This is a genomic window from Saccharomonospora xinjiangensis XJ-54 (genome assembly GCF_000258175.1).
Classification (GTDB): Bacteria; Actinomycetota; Actinomycetes; order Mycobacteriales; family Pseudonocardiaceae; genus Saccharomonospora; species Saccharomonospora xinjiangensis.
On sequence record NZ_JH636049.1, the window covers coordinates 1672874 to 1691464 of the forward strand.

The 18591-nt window shown below is 68.4% G+C and carries 19 protein-coding genes; 10 read left to right on the forward strand and 9 right to left on the reverse strand.

Annotated elements, in window-relative coordinates:
* The first annotated feature begins 213 nt into the window (after positions 1–213).
* Positions 214–1221: a coiled-coil domain-containing protein gene (locus SACXIDRAFT_RS07085; RefSeq protein ID WP_050987008.1), complete on the forward strand. Its 1008-nt coding sequence runs from the start codon at positions 214–216 to the stop codon at positions 1219–1221.
* 348 nt (positions 1222–1569) lie between these two features.
* Here the strand turns inward: SACXIDRAFT_RS07085 and SACXIDRAFT_RS07090 are convergent, their stop codons facing one another.
* From SACXIDRAFT_RS07090 to SACXIDRAFT_RS07115, 6 genes are all read right to left on the reverse strand, one after another.
* Positions 1570–2901, reverse strand: coding sequence for a thymidine phosphorylase (locus SACXIDRAFT_RS07090; RefSeq protein WP_006237840.1), 1332 nt, complete (start codon positions 2899–2901; stop codon positions 1570–1572).
* Positions 2898–3290, reverse strand: a complete 393-nt coding sequence (locus SACXIDRAFT_RS07095) for a cytidine deaminase (protein WP_006237841.1) — start codon at positions 3288–3290, stop codon at positions 2898–2900. The genes SACXIDRAFT_RS07090 and SACXIDRAFT_RS07095 overlap by 4 nt, the downstream gene beginning before the upstream one ends.
* On the reverse strand, positions 3290–4570 hold the full coding sequence (locus SACXIDRAFT_RS07100) for an ABC transporter permease (protein WP_006237842.1): 1281 nt from the start codon (positions 4568–4570) through the stop codon (positions 3290–3292). Before SACXIDRAFT_RS07100 ends, SACXIDRAFT_RS07095 begins: the two co-directional genes overlap by 1 nt.
* Entirely contained in the window at positions 4567–5661 is a 1095-nt protein-coding gene (locus SACXIDRAFT_RS07105; RefSeq protein WP_006237844.1) for an ABC transporter permease, read from the reverse strand. The genes SACXIDRAFT_RS07100 and SACXIDRAFT_RS07105 overlap by 4 nt, the downstream gene beginning before the upstream one ends.
* Entirely contained in the window at positions 5658–7211 is a 1554-nt protein-coding gene (locus SACXIDRAFT_RS07110; protein WP_006237845.1) for an ABC transporter ATP-binding protein, read from the reverse strand. The genes SACXIDRAFT_RS07105 and SACXIDRAFT_RS07110 overlap by 4 nt, the downstream gene beginning before the upstream one ends.
* A gap of 143 nt (positions 7212–7354) precedes the next feature.
* Complete coding sequence (locus tag SACXIDRAFT_RS07115) at positions 7355–8452, reverse strand: BMP family lipoprotein (RefSeq protein ID WP_040922076.1); 1098 nt, start codon at positions 8450–8452, stop codon at positions 7355–7357.
* Between the two features lie 532 nt (positions 8453–8984).
* Here SACXIDRAFT_RS07115 and sdhC point away from each other — a divergent pair.
* The 8 genes from sdhC to SACXIDRAFT_RS07150 all read left to right on the forward strand — a co-directional run bounded on the left by sdhC (position 8985) and on the right by SACXIDRAFT_RS07150 (position 15162).
* A complete protein-coding gene (gene sdhC / locus SACXIDRAFT_RS07120; protein ID WP_006237847.1) occupies positions 8985–9422 on the forward strand; it encodes a succinate dehydrogenase, cytochrome b556 subunit in 438 nt (145 codons plus the stop codon).
* Positions 9422–9838 (forward strand): succinate dehydrogenase hydrophobic membrane anchor subunit, encoded by a 417-nt coding sequence (locus tag SACXIDRAFT_RS07125; RefSeq protein ID WP_006237848.1) that lies wholly within the window; start codon positions 9422–9424, stop codon positions 9836–9838. Before sdhC ends, SACXIDRAFT_RS07125 begins: the two co-directional genes overlap by 1 nt.
* Positions 9839–9866: 28 nt before the next feature.
* The gene (sdhA, locus tag SACXIDRAFT_RS07130; protein ID WP_006237849.1) at positions 9867–11663 is read left to right on the forward strand and encodes a succinate dehydrogenase flavoprotein subunit; all 1797 of its coding nucleotides are present in this window, start codon (positions 9867–9869) and stop codon (positions 11661–11663) included.
* A 1-nt stretch (position 11664) separates the two neighbouring features.
* Entirely contained in the window at positions 11665–12444 is a 780-nt protein-coding gene (locus SACXIDRAFT_RS07135) for a succinate dehydrogenase iron-sulfur subunit (protein ID WP_006237850.1), read from the forward strand.
* A 142-nt stretch (positions 12445–12586) separates the two neighbouring features.
* Positions 12587–12994 carry a hypothetical protein gene (locus SACXIDRAFT_RS23020; RefSeq protein ID WP_006237851.1) on the forward strand — a complete coding sequence of 136 codons (408 nt, stop codon included), beginning with the start codon at positions 12587–12589 and terminating at the stop codon, positions 12992–12994.
* Between the two features lie 297 nt (positions 12995–13291).
* On the forward strand, positions 13292–13750 hold the full coding sequence (locus SACXIDRAFT_RS23025; protein ID WP_134712589.1) for a hypothetical protein: 459 nt from the start codon (positions 13292–13294) through the stop codon (positions 13748–13750).
* Between the two features lie 25 nt (positions 13751–13775).
* On the forward strand, positions 13776–14423 hold the full coding sequence (locus tag SACXIDRAFT_RS23030) for a hypothetical protein (RefSeq protein ID WP_157599645.1): 648 nt from the start codon (positions 13776–13778) through the stop codon (positions 14421–14423).
* A 91-nt stretch (positions 14424–14514) separates the two neighbouring features.
* Complete coding sequence (locus SACXIDRAFT_RS07150; protein ID WP_157599646.1) at positions 14515–15162, forward strand: hypothetical protein; 648 nt, start codon at positions 14515–14517, stop codon at positions 15160–15162.
* Positions 15163–15292: 130 nt separating this feature from the next.
* On the opposite strand, the gene SACXIDRAFT_RS07155 is transcribed toward SACXIDRAFT_RS07150, so the two are convergent.
* Both SACXIDRAFT_RS07155 and SACXIDRAFT_RS07160 read right to left on the reverse strand, forming a co-directional pair.
* A complete protein-coding gene (locus SACXIDRAFT_RS07155; RefSeq protein ID WP_232285263.1) occupies positions 15293–15727 on the reverse strand; it encodes a flagellar basal body-associated FliL family protein in 435 nt (144 codons plus the stop codon).
* Between the two features lie 57 nt (positions 15728–15784).
* Positions 15785–16045, reverse strand: coding sequence for an SCO4848 family membrane protein (locus tag SACXIDRAFT_RS07160; protein WP_006237856.1), 261 nt, complete (start codon positions 16043–16045; stop codon positions 15785–15787).
* 41 nt (positions 16046–16086) lie between these two features.
* On the opposite strand from SACXIDRAFT_RS07160, the gene SACXIDRAFT_RS07165 reads away from it, so the two are divergent.
* On the forward strand, positions 16087–17367 hold the full coding sequence (locus SACXIDRAFT_RS07165) for a D-alanyl-D-alanine carboxypeptidase family protein (RefSeq protein ID WP_157599647.1): 1281 nt from the start codon (positions 16087–16089) through the stop codon (positions 17365–17367).
* Between the two features lie 4 nt (positions 17368–17371).
* On the opposite strand, the gene SACXIDRAFT_RS07170 is transcribed toward SACXIDRAFT_RS07165, so the two are convergent.
* A complete protein-coding gene (locus tag SACXIDRAFT_RS07170) occupies positions 17372–18565 on the reverse strand; it encodes an MFS transporter (protein WP_040922523.1) in 1194 nt (397 codons plus the stop codon).
* Positions 18566–18591: the final 26 nt, after the last annotated feature.

The following is an 18591-nucleotide window of genomic DNA, read 5'->3' on the forward strand; positions in this document are numbered from 1 at the left end:
GTTGACGACAAGTCTCACGCTGTACTCGAACCTTGCGCGGTGATCCCGTCGTTATTCAATCGTCGGAGTCGCACGTCACGCGGTACGGGGTCGGGGCAGATACCCTCCGCAGTTGGCCGATCGCTAGGCTGCTCGCCGACGTCCCATCTTCCCCGCCGATGAAGGACTACCGCAGTGACTGACAATCATCTCGCAGCCCCGTCGTTCGACCGGATGCGCAACATGTTGGTGCGCGCGGCCGAGGTCCGAGAGAGCGAACAACAGCAGATCTTCGACGCGCTCGACGACATCTACGCCCGGCTCGCACCGGTGGACTCGCTCGGCGCTGTCCGCAAGCGGCTTTCCGAGCTTCCCGACCGGACCGAGATGAGCGTGCTCGCCGAGCGGCTCGACGAGGCCATGACCCGCCTCGAGGCGCAGGACAACGCTCTCGCCGACCTCGCGCGGTCGGTGGAAGCCCTCGTTGACAAGCTGGCCAAGCCGTTCGCGCAGCTCGACGGCAGGCTCGACGGAGTGGCTGCCCGGTTCGAGGGCGTCGCGGGCCGGATGGACGGTCTCGAGGACAAGCTCTCGAACATCCACCGCAGGCTGGACGAGCTCGGCAACCACCTCGACAAGCAGGACATCAAGATCGACACTGTTCCGTCGGCGGTGCAGGGCCCGATGCGCGAGCGCATCGACATCCTGGAAACCGGTCTCAAGGAGCGGGTGGATCGCCTCGACACCGACTCCAAGGAACGGCTCTCGGCTTCGTCGGACTCGCTGCGCTCCGCGCTGTCCGACACCGCGGATCTGCTCGACCCGACGGCCAGGTTCGACACGCTCGCCGAGCGGCTGGAGAACCTGGGTTCCCGGCTCGACCAGATCGCGGGCAGGCTCGACAAGGTCGAGGAGAACGTCGCGGCACGGCTCGGCGACCTGGACGGCTCCATCAAGTCGGGACTGTCGCAGGTGGAAGGGACGCTGTCGCAGCAGCCGGACAACGACTACTTCACGTCCGTCGTGCGCAAGAGCAACGAGGAATCGGAGCGGCGCATCGGCGGCCAGCTCGACGAGGCCATGGCCACGTTCGCGGAGCTGATGCTCGGCGGTGGTCCCGCGCCGCAGCCCGCCATCACCGCGCCCCCGACGCCGAGGCAGCCGCGCCGCCGCAACGGCAGGAACGGCAAGGGCGCCGACGCGAAGCCGAAGACCGGCGTGGACGCCGACTCCGACGACTGAGGCTCAGTGAGCGGCTGGCCGCTCGGGGTGCACCGAGCGGCCGGTCGCGGTCGGCCGCTCGACCCCGGTTACCCGGACTGTGCTGCGCGGATGGGCGTTCGGGCGAGTCCCTCGACCTAGACACCGCGCTTCACCGAAGGTGCCGTCCTTGCAGGCGCAGCGTCGTCTCAACCGCAGCGTCGTCTCAAGCACAGCATCAGGCAGCGCCGTCTTTCCATGGCGCCGTCTTTCCATGGCGCCATCGTTTCACGATGCGCGGTCGTCGAAAGGCGGGCTGCGCCCGCCACCGTCGCGACGACACCGTGTGAACAATCCCGCTGAGCGGCACCGCTGCCGAGGCACTCGCCGTCAGGAGGCGAACCGCTCCAGCACAATCCTCGACGCCGTGACGCCCTCACCCGCATCCCCAGCGGCGAAGGCGCTGTCGTCGCCGTCGGAGTCGCGGCCGATGGTGCATGCCGCTTCCAGCGCGGGAAGGGCCGCCGACACAGCCTCGGGGGTATCGGTGTGCAGCTCGAACAGCGGCCGTCCGCGTTCGACCCGGTCGCCGGGTTTCGCCAGGCACAGCACACCGGCCGCGGGCTGTACGGGGTCGTCCTTGCGCGCCCGGCCCGCGCCGAGCCGCCACGCGGCCACCCCGACACCGTAGGCGTCGAGCCTCGTGAGAGTGCCCGATTCCGCCGCCTCGACCACGTGCACGTGTGCGGGCCTCGGCAGCGGGGCCTCCGGGTCACCACCCTGTGCGCGGATCATGCGGCACCACGTCTCGTACGCCTGGCCCGAGGCGAGCACCCGCGCCGGGTCCACGTCGCCGAGCCCGGCGAGAGCGAGCATCTCGCGAGCCAGAGCCAGCGTGAGTTCCACGACGTCGGAAGGCCCGCCGCCGCGGAGCACCTCGACGGCCTCCGCCACCTCGACCGCGTTGCCGACGGCCGCGCCGAGTGGTGTGTCCATTGCCGTGAGGACGGCGGTGGTGGCCACGCCGTGTGCGGCGCCGATCTCCACGAGGCTCGTCGCGAGGTCACGGGCTTGCGCGCGGGTCTTCATGAACGCGCCGCTGCCGGTCTTGACGTCCAGCACGAGACGGCCCGCGCCTTCGGCGATCTTCTTGCTCATGATCGAGCTGGCGATCAGCGGCACCGACTCGACGGTGCCCGTGACGTCGCGCAGCGCGTACAGCTTGCGGTCAGCGGGAGCCAGTGTCGGGGTGGCGGCGCAGACCACCGCCCCGACGTCGTCGAGTTGCGCGGCGATCTCGTCCGCCGACAGCTCGGCCCGCCAGCCGGGGATCGCCTCCAGCTTGTCGAGCGTGCCGCCGGTGTGCCCGAGACCCCGGCCCGACAACTGCGGCACGGCCGCCCCGCACGCCGCGACGAGCGGCGCCAGCGGCAGAGTGATCTTGTCGCCGACGCCGCCCGTGGAATGCTTGTCCACCGTGGGGCGGGAGCAGGTCAGCGAAAGCCGCTCGCCCGAGTCGATCATCGCGCCGGTCCAGCGGGCCGTCTCAGCCGAGTCCATTCCCCGCAGCACGACCGCCATCGCGAGCGCCGCCATCTGCTCGTCGCCGACGACGCCGCGCGTGTAGGCGTCGATCACCCAGCCGATCTGCTCATCGGTGAGCCGCAGACCGTCGCGCTTGGCCCTGATGACGTCCACAGCGGCGAACGGCTCGCCCTTCATGACGGCAGGTCCTCCGGTCCGAACGCCTGTGGCAACACCTGCGCCATCGGCTGCACCCCGGCCGGAGTGTCCACAAGGCACTCCTCGCCGCCGAACTCGTAGAGCAGTTGCCTGCACCGGCCGCACGGCATCAGGAGCTCTCCCTCACCGGAACGGCACGCCACGGCGACAAACCGGCCACCGCCGGACAACCTGAGCTGGCCCGCCATGGTGCACTCGGCGCAGAGACCGAGCCCGTAGGAGGCGTTCTCCACGTTGCACCCGGTGACGATCCGGCCGTCGTCGGTCAACGCCGCCGCACCGACCCGCAACCGCGAGTACGGCGCGTACGCCTTCTGCGCCGCCGCGACCGCCTCGGCGCGAAGCCGTTCCCAGTCGATGCCGGGCATCAGTCGCCCTCCCCTCGCCGGTACCGCTTGCCGATCGCCCTCGGCGGGCGCAGTTTCTGCGCTGCGACGGCCAGCACGATGATCGTGACGAAGTGCGGCGTGTACGGGATCAGCTCACGCGGCAGCTCGTCGTTGGCCCAGTACACGTAGTACAGCGCGACGGCTCCGAGCGCGGCGAGCCCCGCGGCGAGGAAGCGCCGCCGCACGAGGTGCACCACGGTGAGCACGGCGAGCAGCAGCACCGCGCCGTAGCAGAGCGCGAGCACGGCCTCGCCGCCACCGGCGAGCTGCACGCCGTCGGAGTAGCCGAACAACGCCGCACCGCCGAGCAGCCCGCCAGGCCGCCAGTTACCGAAGATCATCGCCGCGAGACCGATGTAACCCCGGCCGTTGGTCTGGTTCTCCAGGTAGTCGGCGCCGCCCGACAGCAGGACGAGCGAAGCGCCACCCATCCCGGCGAGGCCACCCGACACCAGAAGCGCCGCGTACTTGTGCGCGTAGACGTTCACGCCGAGCGACTCAGCCGCGACGGGGTTCTCGCCGCACGAACGCAGCCGCAGCCCGAACCGGGTGCGCCACAGCACGAAGTAACTCACGGGCACCAGCAGCAGGCCGAGCATGGCCAGCGGCGACACCTGCGTCACGAGCCCGCGCAGCAGCCCCGCCGCGTCGGAGATCCCCACCCGCTGGGCGGCTTCGAGGTCGGCGAGCCAGTCGGAGAGGAACGTCGCGGAGTACGTGTCGAACTTCGGCACGGGCGGCGACTGCCTCGGGTTGCCGGACAGCGGCTGGAACACGAGGTCGGCGAGGTACTTCGCGACGCCGAGCCCGAGAAGGTTGATGGCGACGCCGGACACGATGTGGTTCACGCCGAACGTCACCGTGGCCACGGCGTGCAGCAGCCCGCCGAGCGCGCCGAAGACGGCGGCCGCGATCAGACCGGCCCACACCCCGCCGTAGAAGGCACCCCACGCCGCGCCCCAGGTGCCGAGGATCATCATGCCTTCGAGGCCGATGTTGATGACCCCGGATCGCTCGGCCCACAACCCGCCGAGCGCGGCGAACAGGATGGGCAGGGCGAGCCGCAACGCCGTCTGCGACGTACTGCTCGACGTGAGCGTGTCGATGCCGGTGAGGTACGACGTGGTGGACAGCACCGCGATGGCCGCCACGGCCCACAGCGCGCCCCGCAACCACCCCGGGATCGGCCGCCGCGTTCTCGGCTCCTGCTTCGTCGCGCCCGCCTCGTTCGGCGAACCGGTCTCGACCGTGGTGCTCACACCGCACCTCCCTGGCTGACGCTCGCGGGCATACCGTTGCGGGTCTGTCGGCCCACCCGGCGCTGCTGCGCGGCGAGTTCCGCTCGTTTGACGATCTCGTAGGCGACCACGACCGAGAGCACGATCGTGCCCTGGATGATGGTGGCGATCTCCCTCGGCACCCCGATGGTCTCCAGCGACACGGCCGACTTGTCGAGGAACGCCCACAGCAGCGCGCCGAACGCGACGCCGACGGGATGGTTGCGGCCGAGCAACGCCACCGCGATGCCGGTGAAGCCGTAGCCCTGTGTCGCGGTCATGGCGTAGACGTGGTCGCGGCCGAGCAGCTCCGGCATCGCGATGAGTCCCGCGACCGCGCCGGAGAGCAACATCGCGATCATCGTCATCCGCTTGGCGCTCACCCCGCCTGCCGTGGCCGCGGTGGGCGACTCGCCGCTGGCCTGAAGCTCGAACCCGAACCGCGTGCGGTTGAGCAGGAACCAGTAACCGGAGCCGAGCGCGACGGCGATGACCACCGCGCCGAAGATCGTGCCTGCCTCACCGAGCGGGATTCCGGGAATCCAGCCGGTCTCGGGGATCTCGGCCGTGCTGATGTTGTTGCCACGCAGAACACCGAACTGGTCGGCGCTGACGAGGTAGGCGACGATGCCGAACACGATCGAGTTCAGCATGATCGTGGTGATGACCTCGGAGACCCCGCGCGTCACCTTCAGGATCGCGGGCAGCAGCGCGTACGCCGCGCCGGAGAGCATCGCGACCGCGAGGATCACCAGCACGTGCAGCACCGGCGGCAGTTCGAGTGCCGCGCCCACGATCGCGGCGACGACGGCCGCGAACCGGTACTGGCCCTCCACCCCGATGTTGAACAGGTTCATCTGGAAGCCGATGGCCACCGCGAGACCGGCGAAGTAGTAGACGGTCGCGAGGTTGACGGTATCGACGGCCGTGGTTCCCTCGAACAGTTGCGCGCCCATGGTGGCGAACGCCTGTAGCGGGTCGGCACCCGACACGAGCAGCGCCACGGACGACAGCGCCATGGCGAAGACGATCGCCAGCACGGGAGGGAGCAGGGCGGTACGCCAGGAGATCATGCGACGTCCTCGGGAAGGGAATGGCTCTCCCCCGCTCCCGTCATGGCCGAGCCGAGTTCGGCCGGGGTGACGGTGGCGGGATCGGCTTCGGTGACCAGCCTGCCGCGCAACATGACGCGGATGGTGTCGGACAACCCGATCAACTCGTCGAGGTCGGCCGAGATGAGCAACACCGCGAGACCGTCGCGGCGGGCTTCCCTGATGCGGTCCCAGATCAGGGCCTGCGCGCCGACATCGACGCCGCGGGTGGGGTGGGAGGCGATCAGCAGAACGGGGTCGCCCGACAGTTCCCTGCCGACGATGAGCTTCTGCTGGTTACCGCCGGACAGCGCGCCTGCGGGAACCTCGACGCCGGGGGTACGCACGTCGTATTCGGACACGATGCGGGCGGTGTCCTCGCGCGCGGCACCACAGTCGATGAGCCGGCCACTCGACACCGGCCTTCTCGTCTGGTAGCCCAGAATCCGGTTCGTCCACAACGGACGCGTCAGCAGCAGCCCGTGCCGGTGACGGTCCTCGGCGATGTAGCCGATGCCCGCTTCCCTCCGCACGAGCGTGCCGAGCTTCGTGAGGTCACGCGCGGTGCCGTCGGCGTCAAGCAGCTCGATCCGGCCGCCAGCCGCCTTCCGCATTCCCATGATGGTCTCGACCAGTTCGGTCTGCCCGTTGCCCTCGACACCGGCGATGCCGAGCACCTCACCGGCGCGCACCGTCAGCGACACGTCGTCGAGCACGGCCCGCTCGGAGTCCTCGGCGTTCAGGCGCAGATTCTCCACTCGCAGCACGACCCTGTCGGTGACCGTGGACTCGCGGGTCTGCGGGCTCGGCAGCTGCGAGCCGACCATCATCTCGGCCAGTTCCCTCGAACTCACCACGCGCGGGTCAACGGTGCCGACCGTGGTGCCCCTGCGGATCACCGTGGCCCGGTCGGCGATCTTGCGGACCTCGTCGAGCTTGTGGGAGATGAAGATGAAGGTGTAGCCCTGCTCGCGCATCGTGCGGACGGTGTCGAACAGCGCGTCCACCTCCTGCGGCACGAGCACGGCCGTCGGCTCGTCGAGGATCACGATGCGCGCGCCCCGGTAGAGCACCTTGACGATCTCGACCCGCTGGCGGTCGGCCACACCGAGGTGCTCCATCAGGCTGTCGAGGTTCACCCTCAACCCCGTGCGCTCGGCGAGTTCGGCCATCCGCTCCGAGGCCGCCTTGCCGATGCCGTGCAGGCCCTCGGCGCCGAGCAGCACGTTCTCCTTGACGGTCAGGTTGTCGGCGAGCATGAAGTGCTGGTGCACCATGCCGATCCCGGCCTTGATGGCGTCCTGCGGGTTGCGCAGCCGCACGATCTCACCGTTGACGGCGATGGTGCCCTCGTCCGGCTGCTGCATGCCGTAGAGGATCTTCATGAGCGTGGACTTGCCCGCGCCGTTCTCGCCGCACACCGCGTGGACCTCGCCGGAAAGCACGGTCAGGTGCACATCGGAGTTGGCAACCACGCCGGGGAACCGCTTGGTGATCCCCTTGAGTTCGACCGCTGGTCGGGTCTCGGTCATGTCGTGAAAGCTCCCCACGGCTGTCGGGCGGCGCCCGCTCGCGCGGGGTCGGCGACAGCCTGCCATCCGACGATGCCGGGGCCGAAGGGAGGGATCGCCCCCACCTCGGCCCCGGCACCGCACGGCAGTCGTCGCGTGGTCGGTTACGGAGTGGCCGAGACCTTGATCTCGCCTGCCACGATCTGCGCCTTGTAGCCGTCGAGGATCTCGGTGATGTCGTCCACCTTGCCGCCGGAGGTCGAGTAGCCGACGCCGTCAACCTCGAGGTCGAACCGCTCCGGAAGCGAGTCGAGGTCGTCCTCGGCCACCGCGCGGATGTAGTCGTAGACAGCCACGTCCACCCGCTTGAGCATCGAGGTCATGATGACGTCCTTGACCTCGGCCACCGTCTTCTGGTTGTACTGGTCGGAGTCCACACCGATCGCGAGCGCGTCGGCATCCTTGGCCGCCTCGAACACGCCCCTGCCCGAGGCGCCTGCCGCGTGGTAGAGCACGTCCGCGCCCTTGCCGATCTGCGACTTGCCCACCACGTTGCCCTTGCTCGGGTCGTTGAACCCCGAGATGTCACCGGCGGGGGTCAGGTAATCGACCTCGACCTTGACCTTGTCGGAGACCGCCTTCGCACCCTGCACGAAGCCGGCCTCGAACTTCTTGATCAGCGGGGTGTCCACGCCGCCGACGAAACCGACGTGGCAGTTCTCGCTCTTGTAGACGGCGGCCACACCGGCGAGGAAGGAACCCTCCTCCTCGGCGAACACCAGCGGGGTGACGTTCTTCGCCTCGACCGAGTCGTCATCGACGATGGCGAAGTGGGTGTCGGGGAACTTCGGGGCGACGGCCTTCAGCGCGTCGGCGTACGCGAAGCCGACGGCGATGATCGGGTCGTAGCCCTCCCTCGCCATCTGCGTGAGCCGCTGCTGCTTGGCGTCCTCGGACTCCGTCCCGGCCGCCGTGCTCTCGGTCGTGTCGGAGACGCCCATCTCCTCGACGGCCTTGTCCACGCCCGCGGCGGCGGCGTCGTTGAACGACGCGTCGCCACGGCCACCCACGTCGTAGGCGAGCCCGACCTTCAGGTCACTGGCATCGACGTCGGCCGACTCCTCGCGCTTCTGGCTGCTGGCCTCGGCCCTGGGCGGCGCGGCTGCCGTGACGCAGTCGCCGCCCGACTCGCCGCCATCACCCGCGGCGCTGTTGTCGCCGGAGTCCTTGGCACACGCTGCCAACGTCAGCACGCCGGCCATGGCGATAGCCGCCAGCGCCGCACCACGCTTTCGACGCACGGTGTGTCTCCCTTCCCGCCGTTTTCCCAGCGGAACGCACCTCAAGGAAGTGCCCGGCGCGAATCGGCCGGGCGATTGGCGAACGGTACCGTTCGCGGAAGTGGACGTCACACGGTGGCCGCCGCGCGTAACCCAAATGTTCACCAGTGGAACTTCTGAGCGACCGCGCCGACACGGACAGTGATAGACCCTGAGGTACTGAATCGGTACCGACCCGGCCCCGAGGCGGTCACGAACCGGTGAGCGCGTCAAATCCGTGTCTGGTCCATCACAGCGGCCAACCCGAGGTGAAGCCGGGCGTCATGGGCAGGTCTAGCATCCAGGAATAACCACGCCCACGCGGCCCTCGGCCCGCGAAGCCGCAGGTCCGCAGGGCAGAGCCCATCAGTGACGTTGGAGGCCGCACACCGATGTCCACCACTTGCCGCCCGACGATCGTCGAGCATCGACCACGCCTCCGCGAGGGGCGAGCGCAGACGGGAGGAGTGCGGCCATGACAGCGAGCACCGCCGGGGCGGCTGCGAGTGAGCGGGCAGGCGCCTCACGCCGGAGCGGAACGTTCTACCGAGGCGACCCCGGCATGTGGTCGTGGGTACTGCACCGCATCACCGGTGTCCTCACGTTCTTCTTCCTGTTCGTCCACGTCCTCGACACCGCGCTCGTCCGGGTTTCGCCGAACACCTACGACGCGATCATCGAGACCTACAAGACCCCGCTGGTCAACCTCATGGAGGTCGGCCTCGTCGGAGCGGTCCTGTTCCACGCACTGAACGGCATCCGGATCATTCTGGTCGATTTCTGGGAGAAGGGCGCCAGGTACCAGCGCGTCATGCTCTGGTCGATCCTCGGTGTCTGGGTGCTCGTGATGATCCCCGGCACCTACTTCATGCTCGAACGCACCGTGAGTGAGCTGCTCGGAGGCGGCAACTGATGGCTGAGACACTCAACCTCGACAAGCCGCGTTCGCCCCGCAGGCCCGCGGCGCGGCGGAGCAACTTCGAGCTCTACAGCTGGCTGTTCATGCGCATGTCCGGCCTGCTGCTCATCGTTCTGGTGCTCGGCCACCTCTTCATCATGAACATCCTCGACGGGGGTGTTCACCGGATCAACTTCGCGTTCGTCGCCGGTCGCTGGTCGTCGCCCTTCTGGCAGTTCTGGGACCTCGCCATGCTGTGGCTGGCGATGATCCACGGCGGCAACGGCCTCCGCACGATCATCGACGACTACGCGCGCAGGGACGCCACCCGCTTCTGGCTGAAGATGGTGCTCTACCTGGCCGTGGTCGTGATCGTGCTGCTCGGCACCCTGGTGATCTTCACCTTCGATCCGAACATCCCGGCCGACTGACCCCACCACACGGAAAGCGACGCTTGACATGCAGTTCCACAAGTACGACGTGGTCATCGTCGGTGCGGGCGGCGCGGGTATGCGCGCGGCGATCGAGGCCGGTCAGCGTGCCCGCACCGCGGTGCTCACGAAGCTCTACCCGACGCGGTCCCACACCGGCGCCGCACAGGGCGGCATGTGCGCGGCACTGGCCAACGTCGAAGAGGACAACTGGGAGTGGCACACCTTCGACACGGTCAAGGGCGGTGACTACCTCACCGACCAGGACGCGGCCGAGATCATGGCCAAGGAGGCCATCGACGCGGTCCTCGACCTGGAGAAGATGGGCCTGCCATTCAACCGCACCCCGGAAGGCAAGATCGACCAGCGGCGGTTCGGCGGTCACACCCGCGAGCACGGCAAGGCCGCGGTGCGCAGGGCCTGCTACGCGGCCGACCGCACCGGCCACATGATCCTGCAGACGCTGTACCAGAACTGCGTCAAGCAGGGCATCGAGTTCTTCAACGAGTTCTACGTGCTCGACATCGCGCTGACCGAGACCGCCGACGGCCCCGTGGCGTCCGGCGCCATCGCCTACGAACTGGCCACCGGCGAGATCCACGTGTTCCAGGCGAAGTCGATCGTGTTCGCCACCGGCGGGTTCGGCAAGGTCTTCAAGACCACCTCCAACGCGCACACGCTCACCGGCGACGGCATGGGCATCTACGCCCGCAAGGGCCTTCCGCTGGAGGACATGGAGTTCTACCAGTTCCACCCCACCGGCCTCGCCGGTCTCGGCATCCTCCTCACCGAGGGTGCGCGTGGTGAGGGCGCCATCCTCCGCAACGCCGACGGCGAGCGGTTCATGGAGCGCTACGCCCCCACCATCAAGGACCTCGCGCCGCGCGACATCGTCGCGAGGTCGATGGTGCTGGAGGTACTGGAAGGCCGTGGCGCGGGCCCGAACAAGGACTACGTGCTGCTGGACTGCACCCACCTCGGCGCCGAGGTGCTGGAGACGAAGCTGCCCGACATCACCGAGTTCGCCCGCACCTACCTCGGTGTTGACCCGGTGACGGAGCCGGTGCCGGTGTACCCCACCGCGCACTACGCGATGGGCGGCATCCCCACCAACGTCCACGGCGAGGCGCTGCGCGACAACGACAACATCGTCCCCGGCCTCTACGCGGCGGGTGAGGTGGCGTGCGTGTCTGTGCACGGCGCCAACCGCCTCGGCACCAACTCCCTGCTCGACATCAACGTGTTCGGGCGAAGGGCGGGTATCGCGGCCGCCGAGTACGCCAGCTCGCACGGCTTCGTGGAGCTGCCGGAGAACCCCGCCGCGATGGTCGAGGGCATGGTCAACCACCTGCGCACGGCCACCGGTGGCGAGCGTGTGGCCGACATCCGCACCGAGTTGCAGGCCACGATGGACGCCAACGCGGCCGTGTACCGCACGGAGGACACGCTGAAGCAGGCGCTGACCGACGTGCAGGCGCTCAAGCAGCGCTACGGCCGGATCTCGGTGATGGACAAGGGCAAGCGGTACAACACCGACCTGCTCGAAGCCATCGAACTCGGGTTCCTGCTCGACCTCGCCGAGATCCTGGTGAACGCCGCACTGGCCCGCAAGGAGTCGCGAGGCGGGCACGCCCGCGAGGACTACCCGGACCGGGACGACGTCAACTTCATGCGGCACTCGATGTCGTACAAGATCCTGCCGGAGACCGGCAAGGCCGTGGACCCGGACGCTCCGCTCGGCCTCACCGGATTCACCTCCGACATCCGCCTGGACTACAAGCCGGTGACCTTCACCCGGTACGAACCGATGGAGCGGAAGTACTGATATGACTGCCACGGTTTCCGAGGGAGCCCACGACACCTCGCAGATTCCCGCACCGGAGGGTTCGGTCACCGTCACGGTGAAGATCCTGCGGTTCAACCCGGAGGTTGACTCCGAGCCGCACTGGGAGTCCTACGACGTCCCCGCGCTGCCCACCGACCGCGTGCTGAACCTGCTGTTCAACGTCAAGAACTATGTGGACGGCACGCTGGCGTTCCGGCGCTCCTGCGCCCACGGCATCTGCGGTTCGGACGCCATGCAGATCAACGGCGTGAACCGCCTCGCGTGCAAGGTCCTGGTGAAGGACCTGCTCGCGAAGGAGGGCAAGCCCACCACGATCACCATCGCGCCGATCAAGGGCCTGCCGACGATGAAGGACCTCTACGTCGATATGGAGCCCTTCTTCGAGGCCTACCGTGCGGTGAAGCCCTACCTCATCGCCTACGGCAACGAGCCCACCCGCGAGCGTGTCCAGTCGCCCGCCGACAGGGAGCGGTTCGACGACACCACCAAGTGCATCCTGTGCGCGGCGTGCACGTCGTCGTGCCCCGTGTACTGGGCCGACGGGTCCTACTTCGGCCCCGCGGCGATCGTCAACGCCCACCGGTTCATCTTCGACTCCCGTGACGAGGGTGCCGAGGAGCGGCTCGACATCCTCAACGACGCCGAGGGCGTGTGGCGCTGCCGCACGACGTTCAACTGCACCGACGCCTGCCCTCGCGGCATCCAGGTGACCAAGGCGATCCAGGAGGTCAAGCGCGCGCTGCTGTTCAAGCGCGTGTGACCGAGCAGGAACCTGACGGCGGACGGCCATCCACCGGGGGCGACCCGGAGGGTGGCCGTCCGTTTTCTAGCGTTGTGTGGTGCGGATTCGCTGACGACCTTCGTCGGTCTGCTCGCACAGCAGAATCCTTTCCTCGACTGGGATGTCGCCGAACGCTACAGCGCTGGAACCCACATCACCGGGGACGGTTCGATTCGATGAGGCATGGGCAGCAGCCGAGCGGATCGCCGACGATGCGGCTCAACGCGGGGCAGACGTCGTTCTCGTCCGCGACATTCTCGGCCGTGCCTCCCTGATCGTGGACACAGCTGGTCCTCAGGTGTCTCTCGACGATCTCGCCCGACAACTCGCAGCCGCAGCGGGCCCGTTCACAGGGCCGGCTCCCGTCCGCAGGGCGAGCGAACTGTTCGCGCCTGCTTCGATTCTCGACTCGACGGAGTCGGTGGTTCGAAGGGAGCGGACGGACACGCACGGACGTTTGGCCGTTCTCGACAACCGCATCGCCTTCGACATCGGCCGCAAGGGTGGCGTTCCCCGGGTGAAAAGCTGAGAACCTGTTCAGCACCCCCACCTCGGGCAACGGTTCTCGACGTTCCGGATGCCGGGACACTGTCATAGACCCCCGGCAATGTCTGCCCAGGTTCAACCCGATCGGACGTCGCGTTCGCATTTCTCCGGGAATACCGTCGAACGGTACCGCCGAGCACCTCTCGTGATCATTTTTCGAGTGAATCGGAAAATGATCAGACCGGGTGTTCTTCCGACAGCTTTCCATCGCGGATGGAGTATCTCGATGCCTGAAAGGCACTTACCTCTCAAGTGTGCGGCGACTGCGGCAGCAGTGTTGATGTCCGCCGCCCTGACGCAGGGGTCTGCGTTCGCCGCGCCGCAGACGGAGCAGCCGCCGCCACCGCCGGAACAGGAGTTGACACCGGCTCCGGACCAATCCGGCTCGATTTTCGCCAACCCCGCCAATTGCAGGGGAAAGACCAACTCCCCCCACAGATCGACTCACGTCCCGAACTCGGTGAACGTCACGGCGAGCACGACGTGCGACTATGCCGTCGAACGCGTCATGGTTGACGTGAAACTGTATTCGTCCCGATGGTACGGGTGGGAGCTCGCGGAGAATCCTCCCGGCCCGAAGAATCGTTACGGTGTCCGTAGCGTTTCGAACAACCATGCCGACTACGACTGCGCGGGCGTTCACGACTACCTCGGCCAGTCCTACCACGAGAGCGTCATCGCGGGCGAGGTGTACTCCGCCACCACGTCGAGAAGGACCGATGGGATCAGCTGCGCCTGACGGCCAGGACGGCGGATCGTCCCCGGTGGGCCGGGTTGCGGGACGGCGCAGCCCGGCGACGTCCGTACTGCGGCGCTCCGCTGCGAGGCTGGCCGTCGCCGGGCTGTTTTTGACGGTCGCGTCGTGTGCCACGGAAACCTCCGGCGACACCGCTGAAAACCCGGAAACACGGCTGTCCGGAAAGGTCCTCACCCCGGCGAAGCAGCCTCCGGGGAACATTCCCGAGGTGCGCTTCCTGACGCCCGAGGCAAAGACACCCGGGAGCCTCGTCTACGCCGACTGGATCACGGCGGAGACGGCGATGAGGAAAGCACCGGACGACGTTGGGGGCGCTCCCGAGGTCCGGGTTCCCGGAAACGGAAGGATAACGCTGGAAATCGACACGAACGTTGCACCGGGCTATGCCGAGGTCATCACGTATACGAATCGTGGCAGTAATGGAATTCCGCGAGGGCAGCTGGAACGACTCACCTGTGAACCAGCACCCCGAGCCGGCCGGTGTGTGCTGAACGTCCATTCGGACCGGTCAACGGCGGAATTCACTGCCCACCATCCGGCCGCGGTGTTGGTCTTCTACGCCAGTTGGGTGGCGCCGAGTGCCGACAGAGTCGATGGAGAAGTCCGGCTTCCTCCGGAAGTCTCGGCATCGTGGGCCTTTCTCGTGGGACCATGAATCCGGTCTCGCGCGAGGAGGACGGATGACGTCTCTTGGTTCGGTCTTCGCTTCGATGATGGACGCTCATCGGCGCGCACAGCGATGTGCCGTGAGAGTGCGAAGCCATTACGACAGGGAGTATCTCCGCGCGCTCCGTCGTGCGGACGAGCAGCAGGACTCGGCCTCGCTCCGGTCCTCCGGCCCGAACGCGGCCTCCCCCGGCGATGCGCCGCACGTGACCGACATCCGGGTACTGATCGACGGTGCTGACCGGTGGAGGGTCGAGACCAGGGCCGCCGACGGCACAACACACTCCGTCGAGGGCTGTGACGGCACCCGCCGATGGATCCTCCAGGACGGCGTCGTGCGCGACTCGTACGAGTCGGTGGGAGGAGAGCGCCGACGTCTCCCTGTGGAAACCGTGTGGGCAGCCAACCGCGCCAGGACCGCGCGGGAAGTGCTCGATCCCGCACTGGTGCTGCCCTCGATCGGCATCACGTCGGTGTCCGGCGTCGAGAGCCGGTTCGGGCCGGCAACGGAGTTGACCTGCACTCCCCGGTCCACGGATATCACCGAGTCCGCGATGGTCAGCCCCCTGGCGAACTCGGTCTACCTCGACGTCCTCACCGACAGTGGCTTCCTCGTCTCGGCGCGCAATGTGGACGAGGCTGGCTCGACCTTGGTGGCGCACGACGTCATCGAACTCGACGTGTCGCCCCGGTTCGGCCCTGCCGACTTCACACCACCCGCGAGGTGATCACACCAGCCGCCAGCGACATCAACACACCGAAGCCGGCTTCTCGGCCTCCGATCACCCTGCGGCGGACAGGCGACGGGATCGCACCGTCCTGGCATCGTGAGCCGGACAGACCGATGTGTTGGGGATCTCAGGGCCGATCCGCGCAGGCCGCCTTGGCTTCTCGCATGGCCTTGTCGAACTCGGGGCCGGAGGCTTCGAACGTCGAGTGGAACACGTGCAGTGGCTTCTCCAGCGCCGAGGCGAACTCCCTGTAGGACGAGTCCACTTCGGCCGCCGCCTTCGCGAGGCCCGACGCCGCCCCCCACCGGTACAGGCCGGAGGAGTCCTCCTCCGTGATCCTGGGCGCCCTCGCCACGATTTCGCATGCCATCGCGGCATCCGCCTCGGCCCCGTCGCTCGAACCCGAGGTGAGCCACCATGCTCCCCCGACGCAGGCCCCGCCCAGCACGAGACCGGCCACCGCTGCCAGCACAACGGCACCTCGACGCGGCGAGGCGGGCGCCGCCTGCTGCTGCGGCGACTGCCCTGGAGGGATCGGGCCGGGCGCTTGCGGTTGGTTCACGGGCTGGCTCATGACCGTGGGACGCCTGAATGGGGCGACTGGTTCCTCACAGCGTTCTCACACCGCCTGGTCGGACCGGTCGTCCGACCCGCGCCGCGAGGCGCGCAGACCACGCCAGCCGATGATCCCGATCACGGTCCCCAGCACGAAGGACGTGACGGTGAGCAGTGCGTGGACGACGAAGAACGCCGTGGGCGAACCGTCGGGATTCCAGGCGTTGTCACTGTTCCACAGGTTGCGCGCGAAAGTGATCCAGATTACCCACGACCATACGCCGAAAGCAGTGAGAAACAGCGCCGTACGGCGGGACATTCGCATGTGGCCAGTATCCCCGCCCGCACTCCCGTTAGCCTGCACGGGTGCGCAGCACCACTCGGATCCGGATCGTTCTCGCCGCCGTCCTCACGGCCGCTCTCACGTTGCCCGCCACGCTCGTGGGGGCGCCCCCACGCGAAGCATCGGCGGCAGTGACACCACAGGCGGCAGTGGCACCACAGGCAGCGCAGCCCTCGACCTCCTGTCCCAACCGCACCCTCCCACCGCCTCCCGTGGACACGTCGGAGAAGCCGCCTCCCGGGGAGGCGTCCCCCGCGCCGCTTCCCGTGCCGGAGAACCCGGCAGGCGGCGACCGGATGGCCGAATGCGGCATCGTCGTCCCACCCAGCAGCCCCGAACCGCCACAGGACATCACCGCGGCCGCGTGGCTGGTGCAGGACCTCGACACCGGTGAGGTGCTCGCGGCGAAAGACCCGCACGCGAGGCACCGGCCCGCCTCCCTGATCAAGACCCTGCTCGCGCTGGTGGTGCTGGAGGAACTGCGGCCGGACCACGTCGTGGTGGCTACCAAGGCCGACGCCGAGCAGGAATGCACCTGTGTGGGCATCGTCGCGGGCGGCGAGTACCGGGTGGACGACCTCGTCAACGCGCTGCTCATGCGCTCGGGCAACGACGTCGCGCACGCACTGGCCACGGCACTCGGCGGCACCGACGTGGCCGTGGAGAAGATGAACGCCCTCGCCGAATGGCTCGGCGCCGCCGACACGAGGGCCGCGACCCCGTCCGGACTCGACGGCCCCGGCATGATGACCTCGGCCTACGACATGAGCCTGGTGTTCCGCCACGCCATGCAGCAGCCCGGATACGCCGAGGCCGTGGGCATGAGGGAGATGCGGTTCCCCGGCGGGCTCAACCAGCCGGACTTCCCCATCTACAACGACAACCCGCTGTGGCCGACGTACGACGGCTTCCTCGGGGGCAAGACCGGGTTCACCGACGACGCCCGCCACACCTACGCCGGGGCCGCCGAGCGGGACGGCAGGCGGCTCGGTGTGGTGATGTTGCGTGCCGAGCAGGAACCCGCCCGCGTCGCCGATCAGGCCGCCCGGCTCCTCGACTACGGGTTCACGCTCGCCGCGGCGGGCAGCGAGGCGGTGGGCACCGTCACCAGCGCACCGGTCACGGGCGAGCTGGCCGAGGGTGAGGCCTCCGAGGGCGAACTGTCGTTCGCGGGTGTCACGGACACGCCATCCGACGATCCGTTCGGCACCACAGGCTGGATCGTGACGCTGTTCGTGACCCTGCTCGTGATCGCCGGTCTGCTGGTGGGGCACCGCAAGGGCATGCTCCGCAGGCCCGACTGACCGCTCACTCCTTGGCGGGCAACGTCTCCCTGGCACCCAACCACATCACCAGTGCGACGGCGGCGACTCCGCCGGTCAACGCGAACGCCGCCGCGTACGACCACTGCTCGGCCACCGCACCCGCCACGAGCGGGCCGACGACGGCGCCGACGTCGGCCGCCATCTGGAAGCCCGCGAGCACCGATCCGCCGCGCGCCTTCGAACCAAGCACGTCGGCGACGGCGGCGTTCTGCGCCGGGTTCAGCGCGCCCGCGCCGAGCCCGGCCACCACCATGGCCCCGAGGAACAGCCACGGGTCGCTGGTGAACCCCATCCCGCCCATGCCGATCGCCAGCAACGCCAGCCCGACGAGGGCGGGCGGTTTGCGACCCCGCTCGTCGGCGACCTTCCCCACGTACAGCAGCGAAACGGCGTTCACCGCGGCGAACACGGCCAACGCGATGCCGGTGAACGCCTCGTCCTTGGCGAGAACCGCCGTGACGAACAGCGGCATCAGGGACATGCGCACGCCGAACACCACCCAGCCGTTGGCGAGGTTCGACGCGAGCGCCGCCCGGTACGACGGGTGACGCATCGCCTGCGGGAACGTCATGGCCACGGTGTCGTCCTCGGCGGGGCGCGACACCAGTTCGGAACCCCGCAGCTGCCACCACACGAACAGGGTGGTGAGCACCAGCGCGATGCCGTAGACGAGGAACGGGGCCCGTAGCGACACCGCCACGAGCCCGCTGCCCACCACGGGACCGGCGATGCCGCCCAGCAGGAAACTCGAACCCCACAAGCTCGACGCCCTGCCCCGCGCCTCCGGCGGCGAGATGCGGATCAGCAGGCCGATCGCCGACACGGTGAACATCGTGGAGCCCACCCCGCTGGCGGAGCGGAACAGCAGCAGCTGCCAGTACTCGGTGGCCACCGCGCACAGCAGTGTGCCCACCGCCACGATCGACACGCCCCACAGGTAGATGGGGCGCTCGCCGAACCGCGTCACCAGCCGCCCGCTCATCGGCGCGAACAGCAGGCGCACGAACGCGAACGCGCTCACCACCACGGACGCGGCGGTGACCCCCACGTCGAAGCTCGTGGCGTAGTTCGGCAACGCGGGACCGACGATCCCGTAGCCGATGGCGATGAGGAAACTCGCCCCGACGAGAACCCAGATTTCCCGAGGCAGAGCCGCACCACGCGGCGTTGCGGTCATCGCGTTCACACTCACCCCTCCGTCTG

What these genes read in the sequence shown, in the direction of transcription:
- sdhC (WP_006237847.1), top strand. Translation starts at nt 8,985, where the DNA reads ATGACAGCGAGCACCGCCGGGGCGGCTGCGAGTGAGCGGGCAGGCGCC.
- SACXIDRAFT_RS07135 (WP_006237850.1), top strand. Translation starts at nt 11,665, where the DNA reads ATGACTGCCACGGTTTCCGAGGGAGCCCACGACACCTCGCAGATTCCC.
- SACXIDRAFT_RS07125 (WP_006237848.1), top strand. Translation starts at nt 9,422, where the DNA reads ATGGCTGAGACACTCAACCTCGACAAGCCGCGTTCGCCCCGCAGGCCC.
- SACXIDRAFT_RS07105 (WP_006237844.1), bottom strand. Translation starts at nt 5,661, where the DNA reads ATGATCTCCTGGCGTACCGCCCTGCTCCCTCCCGTGCTGGCGATCGTC.
- SACXIDRAFT_RS07090 (WP_006237840.1), bottom strand. Translation starts at nt 2,901, where the DNA reads ATGAAGGGCGAGCCGTTCGCCGCTGTGGACGTCATCAGGGCCAAGCGC.
- SACXIDRAFT_RS23025 (WP_134712589.1), top strand. Translation starts at nt 13,292, where the DNA reads ATGTCCGCCGCCCTGACGCAGGGGTCTGCGTTCGCCGCGCCGCAGACG.
- SACXIDRAFT_RS23020 (WP_006237851.1), top strand. Translation starts at nt 12,587, where the DNA reads ATGTCGCCGAACGCTACAGCGCTGGAACCCACATCACCGGGGACGGTT.
- SACXIDRAFT_RS07095 (WP_006237841.1), bottom strand. Translation starts at nt 3,290, where the DNA reads ATGCCCGGCATCGACTGGGAACGGCTTCGCGCCGAGGCGGTCGCGGCG.
- SACXIDRAFT_RS07110 (WP_006237845.1), bottom strand. Translation starts at nt 7,211, where the DNA reads ATGACCGAGACCCGACCAGCGGTCGAACTCAAGGGGATCACCAAGCGG.
- SACXIDRAFT_RS07170 (WP_040922523.1), bottom strand. Translation starts at nt 18,565, where the DNA reads ATGACCGCAACGCCGCGTGGTGCGGCTCTGCCTCGGGAAATCTGGGTT.
- SACXIDRAFT_RS07115 (WP_040922076.1), bottom strand. Translation starts at nt 8,452, where the DNA reads ATGGCCGGCGTGCTGACGTTGGCAGCGTGTGCCAAGGACTCCGGCGAC.
- SACXIDRAFT_RS07085 (WP_050987008.1), top strand. Translation starts at nt 214, where the DNA reads ATGCGCAACATGTTGGTGCGCGCGGCCGAGGTCCGAGAGAGCGAACAA.
- sdhA (WP_006237849.1), top strand. Translation starts at nt 9,867, where the DNA reads ATGCAGTTCCACAAGTACGACGTGGTCATCGTCGGTGCGGGCGGCGCG.
- SACXIDRAFT_RS07160 (WP_006237856.1), bottom strand. Translation starts at nt 16,045, where the DNA reads ATGCGAATGTCCCGCCGTACGGCGCTGTTTCTCACTGCTTTCGGCGTA.